The organism is Enterobacter sp. BIDMC109, from assembly GCF_001037885.1.
GTDB lineage: Bacteria > Pseudomonadota > Gammaproteobacteria > Enterobacterales > Enterobacteriaceae > Enterobacter > Enterobacter hormaechei_C.
Map to the genome: position 1 here is coordinate 2,680,477 of NZ_KQ090002.1, position 16,575 is coordinate 2,697,051.

The window sequence follows — 16,575 nt, forward strand, 5'->3', positions numbered from 1 at the left end:
CGGAAATTCATATGCAATGGCGTAACTCCTCCCGTCGCTACGGAATAATATCCATGTGTTTACACTGGCTATTTGCACTTGCCGTCTATGCCATGTTTGGTCTCGGCCTCTGGATGGTGACATTAAGCTATTATGACGGTTGGTATCATCAGGCCCCCGAATTGCACAAAAGCATTGGGGTTCTGCTGATGATGGGTCTGGTTTTTCGCGTGATCTGGCGACATATCTCTCCGCCCCCTCCAGCGCCCAAAAGCCATGGCCGCCTTACCCGCATAAGCGCTGTTGGCGCACATATCGCACTCTATGCCCTGCTGTTCGCCATTCTGATCAGCGGCTATCTCATTTCGACCGCAGACGGTAAACCGATCAGCGTGTTTGGGCTTTTTGACGTCCCAGCCACGCTGGCTGACGCCGGTTCACAGGCTGACACCGCAGGTGTGGTTCATCTGTGGCTGGCATGGAGCGTGGTGATCCTTTCTGTCCTGCATGGCCTTGCGGCCCTGAAACATCACTTTATTGATAAAGACGATACGCTGAAGCGCATGCTTGGCCGTTCGTCAGTTGACTCTGGAGCATAAAATGAAAAAACGCCTGTTGGGTATCGCATTAGGTTCGCTGCTATTTACCACCGGTTCGGCCATTGCCGCTGACTATAAAATTGATAAGGAGGGCCAGCATGCCTTTGTCAATTTCCGTATTCAGCATCTGGGTTACAGCTGGTTATATGGCACATTCAATGATTTCGATGGCACATTTACTTTCGACGAGAAAAACCCTGCTGCCGATAAAGTGAACGTCACCATTAATACCAACAGCGTCGACACTAATCACGCCGAGCGTGATAAACATCTGCGCAGCGCTGAATTTCTGAACGTGGGCAAATTCCCGCAAGCTACTTTCGCGTCGACAGAGGTGAAGAAAGACGGTGATAAGCTCGCTATTACCGGTAATCTGACGCTGAACGGCGTAACAAAACCGGTCACACTGGATGCCAAATTAATTGGACAGGGCGACGATCCGTGGGGTGGCAAACGTGCTGGCTTTGAAGCCGCAGGCAAAATTCATCTGAAAGATTTTAATATCACCACGGATTTAGGCCCGGCATCGCAGGATGTTGAGTTGATTATTTCGGTGGAAGGCGTTCAGCAGAAGTCATAAAACAGGCCCGGCAGGCTTTCGCGCCGCCGGGCAGTGTTTTACTCCGGGTCCGGAATACCCAGTTTGGTATTCAGTCGGCCCCGGGATTTATTAAAGATCTTATTCCCGTTCTCGCGTCCGGCACGGCGACGACGTTGCTCTTCTTCAGGCAAGATACTCTCTTCACTGCACAGCTCGCTACAGCAGCCATTAAACTTCTCGGCACATGCAGGGCACTGAATAAACAGCAGATGACATCCGTCGTTTTTGCAGTTGGTATGCGTATCGCACGGCGTACCGCACTGGTGGCAGTGCGCGATCACGTCCTCTGAAATTCGCTCGCCCATACGCTCGTCAAACACAAAGTTCTTACCGATAAAACGCACCGGTAAACCCTGCTCACGGGCGCGACGGGCATACTCAATGATCCCACCCTCAATGTGCCAGACTTTATTAAACCCGTTGTGCTTCATCCAGGCGCTGGCTTTTTCACAGCGGATCCCCCCGGTGCAGTACATAACGATCTTTTTGTCTTTATGCTCCTGCATCATCTCAACGGCTTTTGGCAGTTGCTCGCGGAAGGTGTCGGCAGGAATTTCCATCGCATTCTCGAAGTGCCCCACTTCATATTCGTAGTGGTTACGCATATCAATGAACACCGCATCCGGATCGTCGAGCATCGCGTTCACTTCAGCGGCCTTCAGGTACTCCCCCACATTAGCGGCATTGAAGCTCGGATCGTCAATGCCATCCGCCACAATACGCTCGCGCACCTTCATGCGCAGCACCCAGAATGATTTACCGTCATCATCCAGCGCAATGTTCAGGCGTAAGCCGTTAAGCGCCGGATCAAACCCGTAAAGGAGGTCGCGGAAGGCGCTGACCTTGCTTTCCGGCACGCTGATCTGCGCGTTAATCCCCTCACGCGCCAGATAGACGCGACCAAACACGTTCAGGGCGGTAAAAGCCTGGTAAAGCGCATCGCGGGTCGCCTGGGGATCATCGATGGTGAAATACTTATAGAAAGAGATCGTTGTGCGCGGTTCGGTTTCGGCCAACATACGCGCTTTCAACATCTCATTCGAAACGCGGTTGTGTAACACTGGCATGGTGTACAAGTCCTGCAATCGTTGAGAAATAAAAATCGGTCGGCATGATATAGCAAACAAAGACAATTTACATCCACACAATTTACGCTACATTTCAGTCAACCTGATTAATCAGACTTAACATTTGCATATTCTTTCATGTTTCGATGACAGACATTTTGGCTATGCCTTAAAAAATGAGACAATATCCTTTCAGGACGTTAGAACACAGGACAGACATGACCCAGTTACCGAAATTTACTGCCGCGCTTTTGCATCCCCGCTATTGGTTAACATGGTCAGGCATTGGCTTGTTGTGGCTAATTGTACAGCTGCCTTATCCCGTCATTTTCCGCATGGGTAAAGGACTGGGCCGCATTGCTCAGCAGTTTATGAAGCGTCGCGCCAGGATCGCGTATCGTAACCTTGAGCTTTGTTTTCCTCAGATGAGTGAATCTGAGCGCCACGACATGGTGATTAAAAACTTCGAATCTGTCGGCATGGGGCTGATGGAGACCGGTATGGCCTGGTTCTGGTCGGATAAACGCATGGCGCGCTGGACGGAAGTGGCCGGGACCGGCATGGAGCCGGTGCATACTCTTCAGGCCAACCAGACTGGCGTCCTGCTGATTGGCGTTCATTTCCTGACGCTCGAAATTGGCGCGCGCATGTTCGGCATGCAGGCGCCGGGTATAGGCGTTTATCGTCCTAACGATAATCCGGTGATCGATTTGATCCAGACCAACGGACGCATGCGCTCCAATAAAAGCATGATCGATCGCAAAGACCTGAAAGGGATGATCCGCGCCCTGAAAGCAGGTGAAGTGGTCTGGTATGCCCCGGATCATGACTATGGCCCGCAATCCAGCGTGTTTGTCCCGTTCTTTGCGGTGGAAGATGCAGCGACGACCACCGGGACCTGGATGCTGGCGCGGATGTCCAAAGCGGCTATCGTGCCGTTTGTGCCGCGCCGTAAACCAGACGGTTCAGGCTATCAGCTCATCATGCTGGAGCCGGAACTCGCGCCACCGCTGATTGATGCAGAAACCACCGCCCGCTGGATGAACGGCGTTGTCGAGAAATGCATTATGCTCGCGCCGGAGCAGTACATGTGGCTGCATCGCCGCTTTAAAACCCGGCCTCAGGGCGTCCCTTCCCGGTATTAACCTGCGTGCGGCCTTCCGGGCCGCATGTTGTTTTAGCTTTAAAAGCTCCCCGTCATTGCGGCAATCATACCCCGGGCGCATAATTAGCAGGCTTATTACCTCACTGTTCACGGTGCCCTGCACCTCATTATGCGGATAGTTATGTCCCCCACAGATGCTCCCATAAACTGGAAACGTAACCTGACGGTTGCGTGGCTGGGTTGTTTTCTTACTGGCGCCGCCTTTAGCCTGGTGATGCCCTTCCTGCCCCTCTACGTTGAACAGCTCGGCGTCACCGGACATAGCGCCCTGAATATGTGGTCCGGCCTGGTGTTCAGCATTACGTTCCTGTTCTCCGCCATTGCGTCGCCTTTCTGGGGTGGGCTGGCGGATCGCAAAGGCCGCAAAATTATGCTGCTGCGCTCCGCGCTCGGCATGGCGATCATTATGCTGCTGATGGGGGTGGCGCAGAATGTCTGGCAGTTCCTGATACTACGCGCGCTTCTGGGCCTGCTCGGGGGATTTATCCCTAACGCCAACGCCCTGATCGCCACCCAAATCCCGCGCCAGAAAAGCGGCTGGGCGTTGGGCACGCTATCCACTGGCGGCGTAAGCGGCGCACTGCTGGGCCCACTGGCGGGCGGGCTGCTGGCCGACCACTACGGACTGCGGCCGGTATTCTTCATTACCGCCAGCGTGCTGTTCCTCTGCTTCCTGGTGACGCTTATCTGTATCCGCGAGAATTTCACGCCCGTGGCCAAAAAAGAGATGCTGCACGCCCGGGATGTGCTGGCCTCGCTGAAAAACCCAAAGCTGGTGCTGAGCCTGTTTGTAACCACCATGATTATCCAGGTGGCCACCGGTTCAATCGCGCCTATACTGACGCTCTACGTACGCGACCTGGCGGGAAACGTCAGCAATATCGCCTTTATCAGCGGCCTAATCGCCTCTGTTCCCGGCGTGGCGGCGCTACTGAGCGCGCCGCGGCTCGGCAAGCTGGGAGACCGTATCGGCCCGGAAAAGATCCTGATCTGCGCCCTGATCGTCTCCGTCCTGCTGCTGATCCCCATGGCGTTGGTGCAGTCTCCGTGGCAGCTCGGCGTCCTGCGCTTCCTGCTGGGGGCTGCGGATGGTGCGCTACTCCCGGCTGTACAGACGCTGCTGGTCTATAACTCCACCAACCAGATAGCCGGTCGTATTTTCAGCTATAACCAGTCGTTTCGCGATCTGGGTAACGTCACCGGACCGCTGGTTGGCGCGGGGATTTCGGCCAGCTTCGGTTTCCGGGCGGTCTTTATCGTGACGGCAGGCGTCGTGCTGTTCAACGCCGTTTATTCGTGGCTCAGCTTATCCCGGGCGCTACGCCCGGCGCGAATAAGACCACATCGTGACGGCTAATTTTCGCATTCATACTTGCAAAATCACATAATCAGCTATTCTTTCCCTGAATACCTTCACGAAAAACAGGGAGACACCAATGACCATGTACGCCACGCTGGAAGAAGCAATTGATGCCGCTCGCGAAGAGTTCCTCGCCGATAATCCCGGCGTTGAGGAAGAAGATGCTGACGTGCAACAACTCAATATCCAAAAATACGTCCTACAGGACGGCGATATTATGTGGCAGGCCGAATTCTTTGCTGATGAAGGTGAAGATGGTGAATGTCTGCCGATACTCAGTGGTGAAGGTGCGCAGGCGGTATTCGACGGCGACTATGACGAAATTGAGTTACGTCAGGAGTGGCTGGAAGAAAATACGCTGCACGAATGGGACGAAGGTGAGTTTCAGCTCGAACCGCCGCTGGATACCGAAGAGGGTCAGGCCGCAGCGGACGAATGGGACGAGCGATAAGTCACCGCTACTCGTAGGGGCCGTGGCTGGCATCGATGGGCAGCAGTAGCGTGTCGAAAATCAGAGAAAACGGCAGATCGAGCACGGTGAGATAGCGCCATGCGGAATCACGGACATCCCACTGTAGGCCGGGGTAGTACTGATTCCCGTGGCCCTGCCCGGGGATGGTGCGGCTGATAATGCTGCCGCAACCGCTGAGCAGGCATGCCATCATGACGACAATGATTACTTTCATTTCTGACCTCTAAAAAAATACCGGCGATTAAGCCGGTATTTTATTTGGCGGGTGGCGCTTCGCTTACCCGCCCTACTTAACAACTTACTTCGCCTTCAGGGCCAGCGGATTGAGCTTCACGTCCTTGTAGTAGTTCACCCACGAAGAGTATCTCTCCGGAGAGGACCACACGCGGTAGTGAAGCCGTGCCATCGTCACCGGATCGCTCAACAACACCAGACGACGGTCGCGGTTAAGCTTTTCTGGCGTCTCGTTCAGCGCCTGCTCAACGTGGCGATCGCGGGCGATCTCCAGCACCTGGCTGGCGCGGTGACGCGCCGTCGCCATCGCGGTTGCCAGCGCGTTGAATGACGGGTTAAACACGGCATGCATAAAGCCATCATCCAGCGTGCGTTTGCGGTTCTGCTCCAGATAGGTATCGGTATCCACCAGCACCTGCGGCTGAGAATACTCTTCCGGGATCAGGAACAGCTTCCAGCGTTTGGTACGCAGGCCCACCGTGGAACGGCTGGAGATCACCGATACAAACGGCGACAGGATCAGCGAGAACACAATCGGCGCAAGCCAGAACAGGAAACGCAGATCCAGCCAGGCCATACCAACGGCCCACACCAGGCCCAGCAGCAGCTGAGAGCCGTGGCGCATAAAGGCTTCACTCCACGGCGTAGAGTCATCGTCACGCTGCGGTGAATTCCACACCACTTCCCATCCCAGGAACGCGCTCACCACAAACACCGTATGGAACAGCATACGCACCGGCGCCAGCAGGACCGAGAACAGCACTTCCAGCAGCAGTGAAAGGGTCACGCGGCAGAAACCACCGTACTCCTTCGAACCTTTGCACCAGATCAGAATGATACTGAGCAGCTTAGGCAGGAACAGCAGCACCATGGTCGACGCGAACAGCGCGATCGCAAGCTCCGGACGCCACTGCGGCCACACCGGGAACAGCTGGCGCGGTTGCAGGAAATACTGCGGCTCCGTCAGGGCATGCACAACCTGCAACGCGGTTGAGAGCGCCAGGAACATAAACCACAGCGGCGCAGACAGATAGGACATAACGCCCGTCAGGAACACCGCACGGTGAACAGGGTGCATCCCTTTCACCAGGAACAGGCGGAAGTTCATCAGGTTACCGTGACACCAGCGGCGGTCGCGTTTGAGCTCATCCAGCAGGTTCGGCGGCAGCTCTTCATACGAGCCAGGCAGATCGTAGGCAATCCAGACTCCCCACCCTGCACGACGCATCAGCGCGGCTTCCACAAAGTCATGCGACAGAATGGACCCGGCAAACGACCCTTCACCCGGCAGCGGCGCCAGGGCGCAGTGCTCGATGAATGGCTTCACGCGGATAATGGCGTTGTGGCCCCAGTAGTGGGATTCACCCAGCTGCCAGAAGTGCAGACCGGCAGTAAACAGCGGCCCGTAGACGCGGGTCGCAAACTGCTGGCAGCGCGCATACAGCGTGTCCATACCGGACGCTTTTGGCGAGGACTGAATAATTCCCGCGTTCGGGTTGGCTTCCATCAGACGGACCAGCCCGCTCAGGCAGTCGCCGCTCATCACGGAGTCTGCATCCAGTACCACCATGTAGCTGTACTGGTTACCCCAGCGACGACAGAAGTCATCAATGTTTCCGCTCTTACGCTTAACACGACGACGACGACGACGGTAGAAGATCTGCCCTTCGCCCTGCACCTCGGCAATCAGTTCCATCCAGGCTTTTTGCTCCGCCACGCAGATATCCGGATTGTAGCTGTCGCTCAGGATATAGACGTCGAAATGCGCCGCGTTACCGGTCGCCTTCACGGACTCCCAGGTAGCACGCAGCCCGGCGAATACGCGGTCAACGTCTTCGTTACAGATAGGCATGATCAGCGCGGTACGATGCTCAGGATTGAGGGGCTCATCCCCGACCGTCGACGCGGAAATGCTGTATTTGTCACGCCCCATCAGCAGTTGCAGGAAGCCCATCAGCGCCGTCCAGAACCCGGCGGAGACCCAACAGAACAGCACCGCGAACAGCAGAAGAATGCCGCTCTGTAAAATATACGGCAGCAGCTGCATGAAGGAGACCCAGATATCCTGGCCAATCATGTCAGCAGGGTTAATCAACGCCCAGCCCTGGTACGGCAGAATGGTTTTCATGTACCAGGTGGCGACAACCGTCTGCGCCAGCGTCAGCAGCAGCAGAATGTAACGACGAATCGTTCCCACGGTACGCCATTTCTGCTCGGATGCCTGCTGTTCTTTGGTCAGACGTGACAGATAGCGCGGCGTCACGTCACGCCCACGCAGGCGATCCCAGAAGCGGCCCACCGGGTTGGTGCGCCACGGATCGGGGAACATGGAGGAACGCGTGGCCTTCGGCATCGCCTGTAGCTGGTCACGCCCTTCGTCATCCTTGATTAGCTGCCCTTCTGCCAGCGAGTCCGGCCATGCCTGCTCCAGACGTGCCTTCACTGACCCCAGCGGCGTATCATCATCACGGGAAAAGTGACGATGTTCACCATCCAGCGCGGTGTGAACCGCGCGGATGTCGCTCGCAGGGAGTGCCGCTTTTTCAATGTCCGTCAGCGGCATGGCATCAATATATTCAGATGTATTATTCATTGGCAGGTAGCTGATAGCTCCAGGTTTCACTCAGCGGCTTATCGTTACTGACCAGCGCGGCGCGCATTTCAGTGGTCTGTTTCGGATCTTTCACCTTCACGCGCAGGGTCAAACGCCACCCTTTGGTGACCGGGTTGTAACGCACGGCGTTCTCAACGATTTCACCGTTATCGCCAATGCTGGCCTGTGCCGTCACGGCAGTATCCGGGGCCAGTTTTTTCATATCCTGCCCGGTGAAGTCCACGATAAATGCCAGCGTGCCATCCGGCTGACGAATCAGGTTGGACTGCTTCACGTCACCCGTCGAACGACGCGTCTGCATTACATACGCGTTATCCGGTGCGTGCAGTTTGTCTTCGTCACGGCTGAAGGTGATCGCATACTTGAAGTTCATCTCTTTACCGGCTTCCGGCAGCTGATCCGGTGTCCAGTACGCCACAATGTTATCGTTGGTTTCATCGTTAGTTGGAATTTCAACCAGCTCAACCTTGCCTTTACCCCAGTCGCCTTTCGGCGTAACCCAGGCGCTTGGACGCAGATCGTAGCGGTCATCCAGATCTTCAAAGCGGGAGAACTGACGGCCACGTTGCAGCAGACCAAAGCCCTGCGGGTTTTCCATCGCAAAGCTGCTGACGGCGAGGTGTTTCGGGTTGTTCAGCGGACGCCAGATCCACTCGCCGTTACCCGCATGAATGGAGAGGCCATTGGAATCATGCAGTGCAGGACGGAAATTGGTCGCCGGAGAGGGCTGGTTCGGCCCGAACAGGAACATGCTGGTCAGCGGCGCGACGCCCAGTTTGCCCACTTTATCGCGCAGGTAAACTTTAGACTGTACGTCAACCACCGTGTCACGCCCTGGCATGATCACGAAGCGATAAGCGCCTGTCGCACGAGGGGAGTCCAGCAGCGCATAAATTGTCAGACGTTTGTCGGTTGGTTTTGGACGTTCGATCCAGAACTCGCGAAAACGTGGAAATTCTTCACCTGATGGCAGCGCGGTATCAATTGCCAGACCGCGCGCAGAAAGCCCGTACACCTGCCCCGCGCCAATCACGCGGAAGTAGCTGGCGCCAAGCATGCTGACGATTTCGTCGTTTTTATCTTTGCTGTTAATCGGATAAAGCACCTTGAAGCCTGCGAAGCCGAGGTCTTTTACCGTGTCTTTATCGTGTTGCACATCGCCAAAATTGAAATAATCCGGGCTGTACTTGATTTTGCGTACCGCGGTCGCCGTCACTTCGTTGATGGCAACCGGCGTGTCGAAGTACATACCCTGGTGGTAAAATTCAAGCTTGAACGGGGTTTTAATATTGTTCCAGTACGCTTTATCGTGATTGAACTGGATCTGCTGATAGTCCGCGTATTTCATGTCGCGGAAAACGGAGGGCAGGTTACTTTTTGGCGCTTCGTAGCTCTTGCCCGCCATCGATTTAGCCTGTTTTGCGACATCATCGATGTTAAAGGCCAGTGCAGATGAGGTATACAGTGACAACAGCACTGCTACACCCAACCAACGCATTTTCATCATTTGTGGTTTATGTTTCATAATAAGTAAGCACTTCCCCCTTTGTGTGCTTATATCGATCCGATCCATTTTAATGGAAACTCAGGCAATCCGACAACATTATCACTGCTTTGTTCAGCTCGCTGGCTCATGGATTAAGCAAATGAAAGAACCCGCTTTTCACTTTGCGTGCTTATCCTGGAGACAGGGTGTCGGTCTTGGTGTAGGGTTGGCTCCGAATGTAACCATTATGAGCCTTAGGGATAAGGCGAAAAGTCTGAGAATGCGCAAAGTTATATGAGCACAACCCCTGTACAACGTGAATATTTCCTCGACTCGATCCGCGCATGGCTCATGCTATTGGGGATCCCTTTTCATATTTCACTGATCTATTCCAGCCACACCTGGCACGTGAACAGCCAGATGCCCTCCTGGTGGCTGACGCTGTTTAATGATTTTATCCATGCCTTCCGCATGCAGGTGTTTTTTGTCATTTCCGGTTATTTCTCTTACATGCTCTTCTTGCGCTATCCCCTCAAACGATGGTGGAAAGTGCGCGTGGAGCGCGTGGGCATACCGATGTTGACGGCCATTCCGCTGCTGACGCTGCCGCAGTTCATCATGTTGCAGCATGTTAAAGGCAAGGCGGAAAACTGGCCGAATCTCTCCTTCTATGAGAAATACAACACCCTGGTCTGGGAGCTGATTTCCCACCTCTGGTTCCTGCTGGTACTGGTGGTGCTAACCACGGTGAGTTTGTTGATCTTCAGCCAGCTGCGCCAGCGTGCGAGCACCGCATCCTCGACCTTCTTCGCCAACATCACCCTGGGCAAGCTGTCTCTGCTGTTTCTTGCGCTGGGGGTCGCGTATGCCGCCGTCAGGCGTACCCTGCTCATTGTCTACCCTCCCATTCTGAGCGATGGGCTGTTTAATTTCGTGGTGATGCAGACCCTGTTTTACATTCCCTTCTTCCTGATTGGGGCGCTGGCATTTATTCATCCTCGGCTTAAAGCGCTGTTTACCACCCCCTCCCCCTGGTGTGCGGTGGGTGCTGCGCTGGCCTTTGCCGCCTATCTTCTCAATCAGCGCTATGGCAGCGGGGACGCGTGGATGTATGAGACAGAGAGCGTGATAACGATGCTGATGGGCCTGTGGATGGTTAACGTGGTGTTCGCCCTTGGCCATCGTCTGCTGAATTTTAAATCCAGTCGCGTCACCTATTTCGTTAATGCTTCGCTGTTTATCTACCTGGTTCACCATCCGCTGACGCTGTTTTTCGGGGCGTACATAACGCCGCATATCGCCTCGAATGCGCTGGGCTTCTTCACCGGCCTGGTCTTTGTGGTTGGCATTGCCATCGTGTTGTATGAAATCCATCTGCGGATCCCGCTTTTGCGTTTCCTGTTCTCAGGCAAACCTCAGGTTAAAGCGGGATAACAAAACGGCGCCTCCAGGGCGCCGTTTTTGCACTTCAGACATCAAAATGCCTGGCTGCGCGCGGTCAAAATCCGCTGATACAGGTCGGCGGTGTGCTCATCGAAACAGACAAAAATGACTTTTTCCGGCATGGGTTTGAGGGAAAGGTAGTGATAAACGGTATTCACGGCGATTGTAGCTGCCGCTTCCTTTGGATAACCGTACACGCCGGTGCTAATGGCGGGGAACGCCATGGTCTTATACCCGTTATCCGCCGCAAGCCGCAGGCAGTTCCGATACGCCTGCTCCAGAATCTCAGCCTCATGGCGGTCGCCACCGTGCCAGACGGGTCCAACGGTATGGATCACCGCTTTGGCCGGGAGATCGCCTGCAAGCGTAATAACAGCATGCCCCGGCGGGCACTCTCCCTGCTGCTGACGCACGGTTTTGCATGCTTCAAGGAGTTGAGGGCCTGCGGCCCGGTGAATGGCACCGTCCACCCCGCCCCCACCCATCAGGGAGGAATTGGCTGCGTTGACGATCACGTCAACGTGTACCGTCGTGATATCGCCATGAATAACATCGATTTGCGGTCTCATAAACGCCCTCTGCAACCCGCCTTTTTCATCAGTGTATCGCAGAGGGAGAAGGAGAAAAACTGCCGTGAAAAAATCGTCGGTTAGCGGTAATCCACCTGAACGACCGCAAGCGTTTTCTGTTCATTCAGGTATTTCATGCTGACAGCGGCCAGAGCTGAATGAGGATGATGGCCCCGGAGCGCCTCGTCATAACTGATGGTATGCGTTTTCATACGGTTATTTTCCGGACAGGAGATCGCAAACTGCTGATGCCGGGGCGTGACTTCGCACGGGTCAGCGACCACCGCGCCACGAAAATGAATCACCCCACCATTTTCTATAGTTGCTGAATAAGCCGGAGATAAAAAAGAGGACAGGATCAGTCCCAGACCAGAAATAATACACGCTGCGGATTTGAACATTATTTGTACTCCTCAATGAAATTCGTCCTTGAGGGGTAAAAACGCTCCGTTATGACGTATCAATTTAAGCAACCCGATGACTGGGTTCTTGATATCAGCATAGCTTACCTGTGCAGCGCCGCCACTTTATTAAATCATTGATTTCATGAATTATTAAAGCGTACTTACCGGTGCGTTCCACTGCTGTGATAAATGAAGCGATTTTCCATCGGAAACGGTGACGATTATTTTTACCGCATCCCCTGAACGAATATTTAAACTGATTCGGCTTAAATCAATCGGCTGATTAGCGGGTATAAAAAGAGTATTTTTCTGCCGCGATGTACTTTGTCCCGCTTGCCCCTGTCGGACAGATAACACCTCAACCTGACATTCGCAGGCGTCTGCCAGCGTGACCTGAGGAATAATGGTTGTCATATTTGCCTGCTGTGAGGTGCTGAACGTTATCTGGCTGGCAAGCGCAGCAAGGAGAATGAAGGTGCTCATGAGATCCTCCCGAAAAAAAACAGGGCACATGCCCTGTTTTTTGGTACAGAATTGAATCAGTACTGATGTGCGGTCGCGTTGTTGCCAAAGCCAACCTGGTGCACAGTCACCGTTGAGCCGGACGCTGTCTGGTCTACCGCCGCGCCGTTGCCGCCGCCGAACTGTTTCACGTTGATAACAGAGTCTTTGCTATTCCACTGGTCGATGGTGGCGCTGTTACCAAAGCCTTTTTGCAGCAGATCGATAGAACTGTCATCAGAGCCCTGACCAACATCTGCGCCGTTACCGCCACCGTGCTGGGTAATGGTCAATTCAGAATCTCGGGCGTCCGTCTGCAAAGCAAGCGCGGAGTTACCGCCGCCGTACTGGTAAATGCTCAGGGTTGAGTCAGGGCCGTTATTGCCGCCACCCCAGCCACCACCGTGGCCGCCGCCAAATTGTGGTACCGCACCTGCGAAAGCACTGCCAGAAACTACGATTGCTGCAATAACTGCCACTTTGAAAAGTTTCATGGTAAACCCCCATCGGATTGATTAAGGCGTCACACATCGCTAGCGTTGAATAACGCGAATAGCCATTTGCGACTGTCTCTGTACTACAACTGCTGTTTTCTGCGTACCATACTGCGTTATATTCGCCCTGTTACCCGAGCCTTTCTGGATAATCATGGCGGTGTTGCCAAAAGCGCCCTGCTTAATACTCGCATCGTTGCCGTTACCGGTCTGATCGATATAAGCAAGGTTATACGTCCCTGACTGATCAACATGCGCGCGGTTATTCCCGCCCTCCTGGGAAATAATGGACAGCAATTTAGAACCGCCCTGGCGTACATCAGCATTATTACCTGAGCCCTGTTGACCAATAATGGCTGCCTGATTGTATGAAGCTTTACTTAATTCATTTATCGCAAAATTATATTCAGAACTGGCTAAATCTGAATCACCTGCGATTACAAACCCAGGCGCACCCAGTAATGTAAACATCATAAACAACATTTTGTTTTTCATGCTGTCACCCTGGACCTGGCTATAAAATAGGTATGTCTTTACCCGTTAACGCGATTCGTTTTGTTAACGCCGCGTTACGGAAAAGAGTATGTCTGCCGAAACATATTTAATATCTCACCCGTGTGCCTTATTTTTATATGCTCATTCACCTCAAAGTCGTAAATCTCGCCTGAAACGACGCGACACACCACTAATGCAGAAATAAATTCTTGTCTGAGCGTCTGGACAACAGCGAGACAGGCTGTCCAACCTGTACCGGCTTCTACAGACAAACATGGCAATGTCTTTTGTCCGGTGCGTGACACGAAGCAAGTTTTCTTAAGAAAAATTTCCAGCTTAGAGAAGTCTTAACTTTTTAGCTGAGTTCATACTTTTTACCGGCTGGCTTACAATAATTAAAAGCTCAATAATTCAATCCGTTATAATATATTGTATGACTTTCAAAATCTGTGCACGTTTATACACCTGTACAACTTTCCCCTTATCTTAAAATCTATTCACCCTGCAAAATACACAACTTAATATCGAATTTTACATTCTGTTACATGATTAACACTTGCTTTAAAGTTTGCAATAGCTAGATTGAAAACAGCAGTACGTTATTTGTTTTTAATTTTACCGCCTCCTTTGGAGGAAGGTTTTTTAACTACACACAGCAGTGCCACACCTGTCAGTACTTCTGGTGCCTTTTTCAATAATACGAGGGCAGCTGCCGGGTGTCATAAATAACGTGGGGTTTCATCATGTTTAATGAAGTCCATAGCTTACCCGGTCATACATTATTGTTGATCACAAAACCTTCCCTACAAGCGACAGCGTTATTGCAGCATTTAAAACAATGCCTCTCGCTTAACGGGAAACTGCATAATATTCAACGTTCTTTTGATGATATCGCTCCTGGCAGCATCATTCTTCTCGATATGATGGAAGCGGATAAAAAACTGGTCCATTACTGGCAGGATAATTTAAGCAGGAAAAACAATAATATCCGCGTATTGTTATTAAATACGCCTGATGAGTATCCTTTCCGCGATATTGAGAGCTGGCCGCATATTAACGGCGTGTTTTACGTCACTGAAGAAGAAAACCGTGTCGTGGAGGGTTTGCAGGGCATATTGCGGGGGGAGTGTTATTTCTCGCAAAAACTGGCCAGCTACCTCATTACCCACTCCGGAAATTATCGCTATAACAGTTCAGAATCTGCACTTCTGACGCACCGTGAGAAAGAGATCCTGAACAAACTGCGTATTGGTGCTTCAAATATTGAAATCGCCCGTTCGTTATTTATCAGCGAAAATACGGTTAAGACGCATCTTTATAATCTTTTCAAAAAGATAGCTGTTAAAAATCGCACGCAGTCGGTGTCGTGGGCAAACGATAACCTCAGGCGTTAATAGCATGAAACGCACCCTAAGTTGGATTGCCGCCGCAGGCATTATGCTTGCTGCCGGAAACCTTCAGGCTGTTGAGGTGGAAGTTCCCGGACTGTTGACCGACCACACCGTCACCTCTGTCGGACACAATTTTTATCGTGCCTTCAGCGATAAGTGGGAAAGCGATTATCCGGGTAACTTAACCATCAACGAACGGCCCAGTGCGCGGTGGGGAAGCTGGATCACAATAACCGCTAATCAGGACGTTATTTACCAGACTTTTTTATTCCCAACGAAAAGAGACTTCGATCAGAACGTCGCTTTCGCGCTGGCACAAACAGAAGAAGCTATTAACCGCCTACAGTTAGACAAAGCCCTTTTGAGCACAGGCGATTTAGCAAAAGATGAGTTCTAGCAACGACACCTATTTCGGAGGCTGTAATGCGTCTCGCACACACAGTGATTTCGTTAATGCTCATTGCGCCGTTGAGCTGGGCCGGAAATATGACATTCCAGTTCCGCAACCCTAATTTTGGCGGCAACCCGAATAACGGAGCCTTTATGCTTAACCAGGCTCAGGCTCAAAACTCCTATAAAGACCCCAGCTATGACGATGATTTCGGTATCGAGACCCCGTCGGCCCTGGATAATTTCACTCAGGCCATCCAGTCGCAAATATTAGGTGGCTTATTAACCAACATTAATACCGGAAAACCCGGCCGGATGGTCACTAACGACTTTATCGTCGATATTGCCAATAAAGACGGGCAGCTTCAGCTAAATGTGACAGACCGAAAAACCGGTAAAACGTCGACAATCCAGGTTTCCGGTTTGCAGACCAGTTCAACTGATTTCTAAACAACCCCGAAATAAGGACAATTATTATGCAGCGCTTTTTTATTTTAGTTGCAGTGTGCTTATTAAGCGGTTGTTTAACTGCCCCGCCAAAAGAAGCCGCTAAACCCACCCTAATGCCTCGTGCCCAGAGCTACCGGGATCTGACACATCTGCCGGTCCCTACCGGGAAGATATTCGTCTCGGTCTATAACATTCAGGATGAGACGGGCCAGTTCAAACCGTATCCGGCCAGTAACTTCTCGACGGCCGTACCGCAGAGCGCCACCGCGATGCTGGTCACCGCCCTGAAAGATTCTCGCTGGTTTATCCCGCTGGAACGTCAGGGGCTGCAAAACCTGCTTAACGAACGAAAAATCATTCGTGCCGCGCAGGAGAATGGTACCGTTGGCGTCAATAACCGCATGCCGCTACAGTCTCTCACCGCAGCCAATATCATGGTGGAAGGCTCGATTATCGGCTACGAAAGTAACGTGAAATCGGGCGGCGCGGGTGCGCGTTACTTTGGCATCGGGGCCGACACGCAGTATCAGCTGGATCAGATTGCCGTCAACCTGCGCGTGGTTAACGTGAGCACGGGTGAGATATTATCCTCCGTGACCACCAGCAAAACGATTCTCTCTTATGAAGTGCAGGCCGGGGTGTTCCGCTTTATCGATTACCAGCGTCTGCTGGAGGGTGAAATTGGCTATACCTCTAACGAGCCGGTCATGCTGTGTCTGATGTCGGCCATCGAAACCGGCGTGATTTTCCTGATTAATGACGGTATCGATCGCGGCTTGTGGGATCTTCAGAATAAAAGTGACGTGAGTAATGCGGTGCTGGTGAAATACCGAGAGATGTCGGTGCCGCCAGAGTCATAAT

19 protein-coding genes are annotated in these 16,575 nt (G+C 52.7%); 10 read left to right on the forward strand and 9 right to left on the reverse strand.

The features are described from left to right. Positions 1 to 11: 11 nt before the first annotated feature. Positions 12 to 578, forward strand: coding sequence for a cytochrome b (locus tag SK62_RS12745; RefSeq protein WP_017384743.1), 567 nt, complete (start codon positions 12 to 14; stop codon positions 576 to 578). 1 nt (position 579) lies between these two features. Further along, positions 580 to 1,158, forward strand: a complete 579-nt coding sequence (locus SK62_RS12750; RefSeq protein WP_017384744.1) for a YceI family protein — start codon at positions 580 to 582, stop codon at positions 1,156 to 1,158. A 38-nt stretch (positions 1,159 to 1,196) separates the two neighbouring features. Here SK62_RS12750 and SK62_RS12755 read toward each other — a convergent pair whose 3' ends face one another. Further along, positions 1,197 to 2,246 carry an oxygen-dependent tRNA uridine(34) hydroxylase TrhO gene (locus SK62_RS12755; protein WP_015570841.1) on the reverse strand — a complete coding sequence of 350 codons (1,050 nt, stop codon included), beginning with the start codon at positions 2,244 to 2,246 and terminating at the stop codon, positions 1,197 to 1,199. A 218-nt stretch (positions 2,247 to 2,464) separates the two neighbouring features. Here SK62_RS12755 and SK62_RS12760 point away from each other — a divergent pair, with 218 nt between their 5' ends. From SK62_RS12760 to SK62_RS12770, 3 genes are all read left to right on the forward strand, one after another. Next, entirely contained in the window at positions 2,465 to 3,391 is a 927-nt protein-coding gene (locus tag SK62_RS12760) for a Kdo(2)-lipid IV(A) acyltransferase (RefSeq protein ID WP_017693649.1), read from the forward strand. Between the two features lie 141 nt (positions 3,392 to 3,532). Beyond that, positions 3,533 to 4,768 carry a multidrug efflux MFS transporter MdtG gene (mdtG, locus tag SK62_RS12765; protein ID WP_017693650.1) on the forward strand — a complete coding sequence of 412 codons (1,236 nt, stop codon included), beginning with the start codon at positions 3,533 to 3,535 and terminating at the stop codon, positions 4,766 to 4,768. 79 nt (positions 4,769 to 4,847) lie between these two features. Beyond that, entirely contained in the window at positions 4,848 to 5,222 is a 375-nt protein-coding gene (locus SK62_RS12770) for a MysB family protein (RefSeq protein WP_015570844.1), read from the forward strand. A 7-nt stretch (positions 5,223 to 5,229) separates the two neighbouring features. Here SK62_RS12770 and SK62_RS12775 read toward each other — a convergent pair whose 3' ends face one another. From SK62_RS12775 to mdoG, 3 genes are all read right to left on the reverse strand, one after another. Further along, a complete protein-coding gene (locus tag SK62_RS12775; RefSeq protein WP_047719350.1) occupies positions 5,230 to 5,457 on the reverse strand; it encodes a YceK/YidQ family lipoprotein in 228 nt (75 codons plus the stop codon). A gap of 84 nt (positions 5,458 to 5,541) precedes the next feature. Further along, positions 5,542 to 8,070, reverse strand: coding sequence for a glucans biosynthesis glucosyltransferase MdoH (gene mdoH, locus SK62_RS12780; protein ID WP_048249588.1), 2,529 nt, complete (start codon positions 8,068 to 8,070; stop codon positions 5,542 to 5,544). After that, positions 8,063 to 9,616: a glucans biosynthesis protein MdoG gene (gene mdoG, locus SK62_RS12785; RefSeq protein WP_047719349.1), complete on the reverse strand. Its 1,554-nt coding sequence runs from the start codon at positions 9,614 to 9,616 to the stop codon at positions 8,063 to 8,065. Before mdoG ends, mdoH begins: the two co-directional genes overlap by 8 nt. Before the next feature lie 255 nt (positions 9,617 to 9,871). On the opposite strand from mdoG, the gene mdoC reads away from it, so the two are divergent. Beyond that, entirely contained in the window at positions 9,872 to 11,011 is a 1,140-nt protein-coding gene (mdoC, locus tag SK62_RS12790; protein ID WP_017384749.1) for a glucans biosynthesis protein MdoC, read from the forward strand. Between the two features lie 41 nt (positions 11,012 to 11,052). Here the strand turns inward: mdoC and ymdB are convergent, their stop codons facing one another. The 5 genes from ymdB to csgB all read right to left on the reverse strand — a co-directional run bounded on the left by ymdB (position 11,053) and on the right by csgB (position 13,483). After that, on the reverse strand, positions 11,053 to 11,589 hold the full coding sequence (ymdB, locus tag SK62_RS12795; RefSeq protein ID WP_015570849.1) for an O-acetyl-ADP-ribose deacetylase: 537 nt from the start codon (positions 11,587 to 11,589) through the stop codon (positions 11,053 to 11,055). 80 nt (positions 11,590 to 11,669) lie between these two features. Next, a complete protein-coding gene (locus SK62_RS12800; protein ID WP_017384751.1) occupies positions 11,670 to 11,990 on the reverse strand; it encodes a type 1 fimbrial protein in 321 nt (106 codons plus the stop codon). Between the two features lie 153 nt (positions 11,991 to 12,143). Continuing rightward, the gene (gene csgC / locus SK62_RS12805) at positions 12,144 to 12,476 is read right to left on the reverse strand and encodes a curli assembly chaperone CsgC (RefSeq protein WP_045347292.1); all 333 of its coding nucleotides are present in this window, start codon (positions 12,474 to 12,476) and stop codon (positions 12,144 to 12,146) included. Positions 12,477 to 12,532: 56 nt separating this feature from the next. Next, positions 12,533 to 12,988 (reverse strand): curli major subunit CsgA, encoded by a 456-nt coding sequence (gene csgA, locus SK62_RS12810; protein ID WP_003858043.1) that lies wholly within the window; start codon positions 12,986 to 12,988, stop codon positions 12,533 to 12,535. 39 nt (positions 12,989 to 13,027) lie between these two features. Continuing rightward, entirely contained in the window at positions 13,028 to 13,483 is a 456-nt protein-coding gene (gene csgB, locus SK62_RS12815) for a curli minor subunit CsgB (protein ID WP_017384753.1), read from the reverse strand. A 743-nt stretch (positions 13,484 to 14,226) separates the two neighbouring features. Here csgB and csgD point away from each other — a divergent pair. The 4 genes from csgD to csgG are packed head-to-tail and all read left to right on the forward strand — an operon-like array spanning position 14,227 to position 16,574. Continuing rightward, entirely contained in the window at positions 14,227 to 14,877 is a 651-nt protein-coding gene (csgD, locus tag SK62_RS12820; RefSeq protein ID WP_048249591.1) for a biofilm master transcriptional regulator CsgD, read from the forward strand. Between the two features lie 4 nt (positions 14,878 to 14,881). Next, positions 14,882 to 15,271, forward strand: a complete 390-nt coding sequence (gene csgE, locus SK62_RS12825) for a curli production assembly/transport protein CsgE (RefSeq protein ID WP_017384755.1) — start codon at positions 14,882 to 14,884, stop codon at positions 15,269 to 15,271. A 26-nt stretch (positions 15,272 to 15,297) separates the two neighbouring features. Then, on the forward strand, positions 15,298 to 15,714 hold the full coding sequence (gene csgF / locus SK62_RS12830) for a curli production assembly/transport protein CsgF (protein ID WP_003858054.1): 417 nt from the start codon (positions 15,298 to 15,300) through the stop codon (positions 15,712 to 15,714). A gap of 26 nt (positions 15,715 to 15,740) precedes the next feature. Then, positions 15,741 to 16,574, forward strand: a complete 834-nt coding sequence (csgG, locus tag SK62_RS12835; RefSeq protein WP_003858055.1) for a curli production assembly/transport protein CsgG — start codon at positions 15,741 to 15,743, stop codon at positions 16,572 to 16,574. Position 16,575 lies beyond the last annotated feature (1 nt).

Excerpts from the sequence above, each read along its gene's own strand:
- csgG (WP_003858055.1), top strand. The coding sequence starts at position 15,741 with ATGCAGCGCTTTTTTATTTTAGTTGCAGTGTGCTTATTAAGCGGTTGT.
- SK62_RS12775 (WP_047719350.1), bottom strand. The coding sequence starts at position 5,457 with ATGAAAGTAATCATTGTCGTCATGATGGCATGCCTGCTCAGCGGTTGC.
- mdoG (WP_047719349.1), bottom strand. The coding sequence starts at position 9,616 with ATGAAACATAAACCACAAATGATGAAAATGCGTTGGTTGGGTGTAGCA.
- csgF (WP_003858054.1), top strand. The coding sequence starts at position 15,298 with ATGCGTCTCGCACACACAGTGATTTCGTTAATGCTCATTGCGCCGTTG.
- csgA (WP_003858043.1), bottom strand. The coding sequence starts at position 12,988 with ATGAAACTTTTCAAAGTGGCAGTTATTGCAGCAATCGTAGTTTCTGGC.
- SK62_RS12760 (WP_017693649.1), top strand. The coding sequence starts at position 2,465 with ATGACCCAGTTACCGAAATTTACTGCCGCGCTTTTGCATCCCCGCTAT.
- mdoH (WP_048249588.1), bottom strand. The coding sequence starts at position 8,070 with ATGAATAATACATCTGAATATATTGATGCCATGCCGCTGACGGACATT.
- SK62_RS12745 (WP_017384743.1), top strand. The coding sequence starts at position 12 with ATGCAATGGCGTAACTCCTCCCGTCGCTACGGAATAATATCCATGTGT.
- csgC (WP_045347292.1), bottom strand. The coding sequence starts at position 12,476 with ATGAGCACCTTCATTCTCCTTGCTGCGCTTGCCAGCCAGATAACGTTC.
- csgD (WP_048249591.1), top strand. The coding sequence starts at position 14,227 with ATGTTTAATGAAGTCCATAGCTTACCCGGTCATACATTATTGTTGATC.
- mdtG (WP_017693650.1), top strand. The coding sequence starts at position 3,533 with ATGTCCCCCACAGATGCTCCCATAAACTGGAAACGTAACCTGACGGTT.
- csgB (WP_017384753.1), bottom strand. The coding sequence starts at position 13,483 with ATGAAAAACAAAATGTTGTTTATGATGTTTACATTACTGGGTGCGCCT.
- SK62_RS12800 (WP_017384751.1), bottom strand. The coding sequence starts at position 11,990 with ATGTTCAAATCCGCAGCGTGTATTATTTCTGGTCTGGGACTGATCCTG.
- SK62_RS12750 (WP_017384744.1), top strand. The coding sequence starts at position 580 with ATGAAAAAACGCCTGTTGGGTATCGCATTAGGTTCGCTGCTATTTACC.
- ymdB (WP_015570849.1), bottom strand. The coding sequence starts at position 11,589 with ATGAGACCGCAAATCGATGTTATTCATGGCGATATCACGACGGTACAC.
- mdoC (WP_017384749.1), top strand. The coding sequence starts at position 9,872 with ATGAGCACAACCCCTGTACAACGTGAATATTTCCTCGACTCGATCCGC.
- SK62_RS12755 (WP_015570841.1), bottom strand. The coding sequence starts at position 2,246 with ATGCCAGTGTTACACAACCGCGTTTCGAATGAGATGTTGAAAGCGCGT.
- csgE (WP_017384755.1), top strand. The coding sequence starts at position 14,882 with ATGAAACGCACCCTAAGTTGGATTGCCGCCGCAGGCATTATGCTTGCT.
- SK62_RS12770 (WP_015570844.1), top strand. The coding sequence starts at position 4,848 with ATGACCATGTACGCCACGCTGGAAGAAGCAATTGATGCCGCTCGCGAA.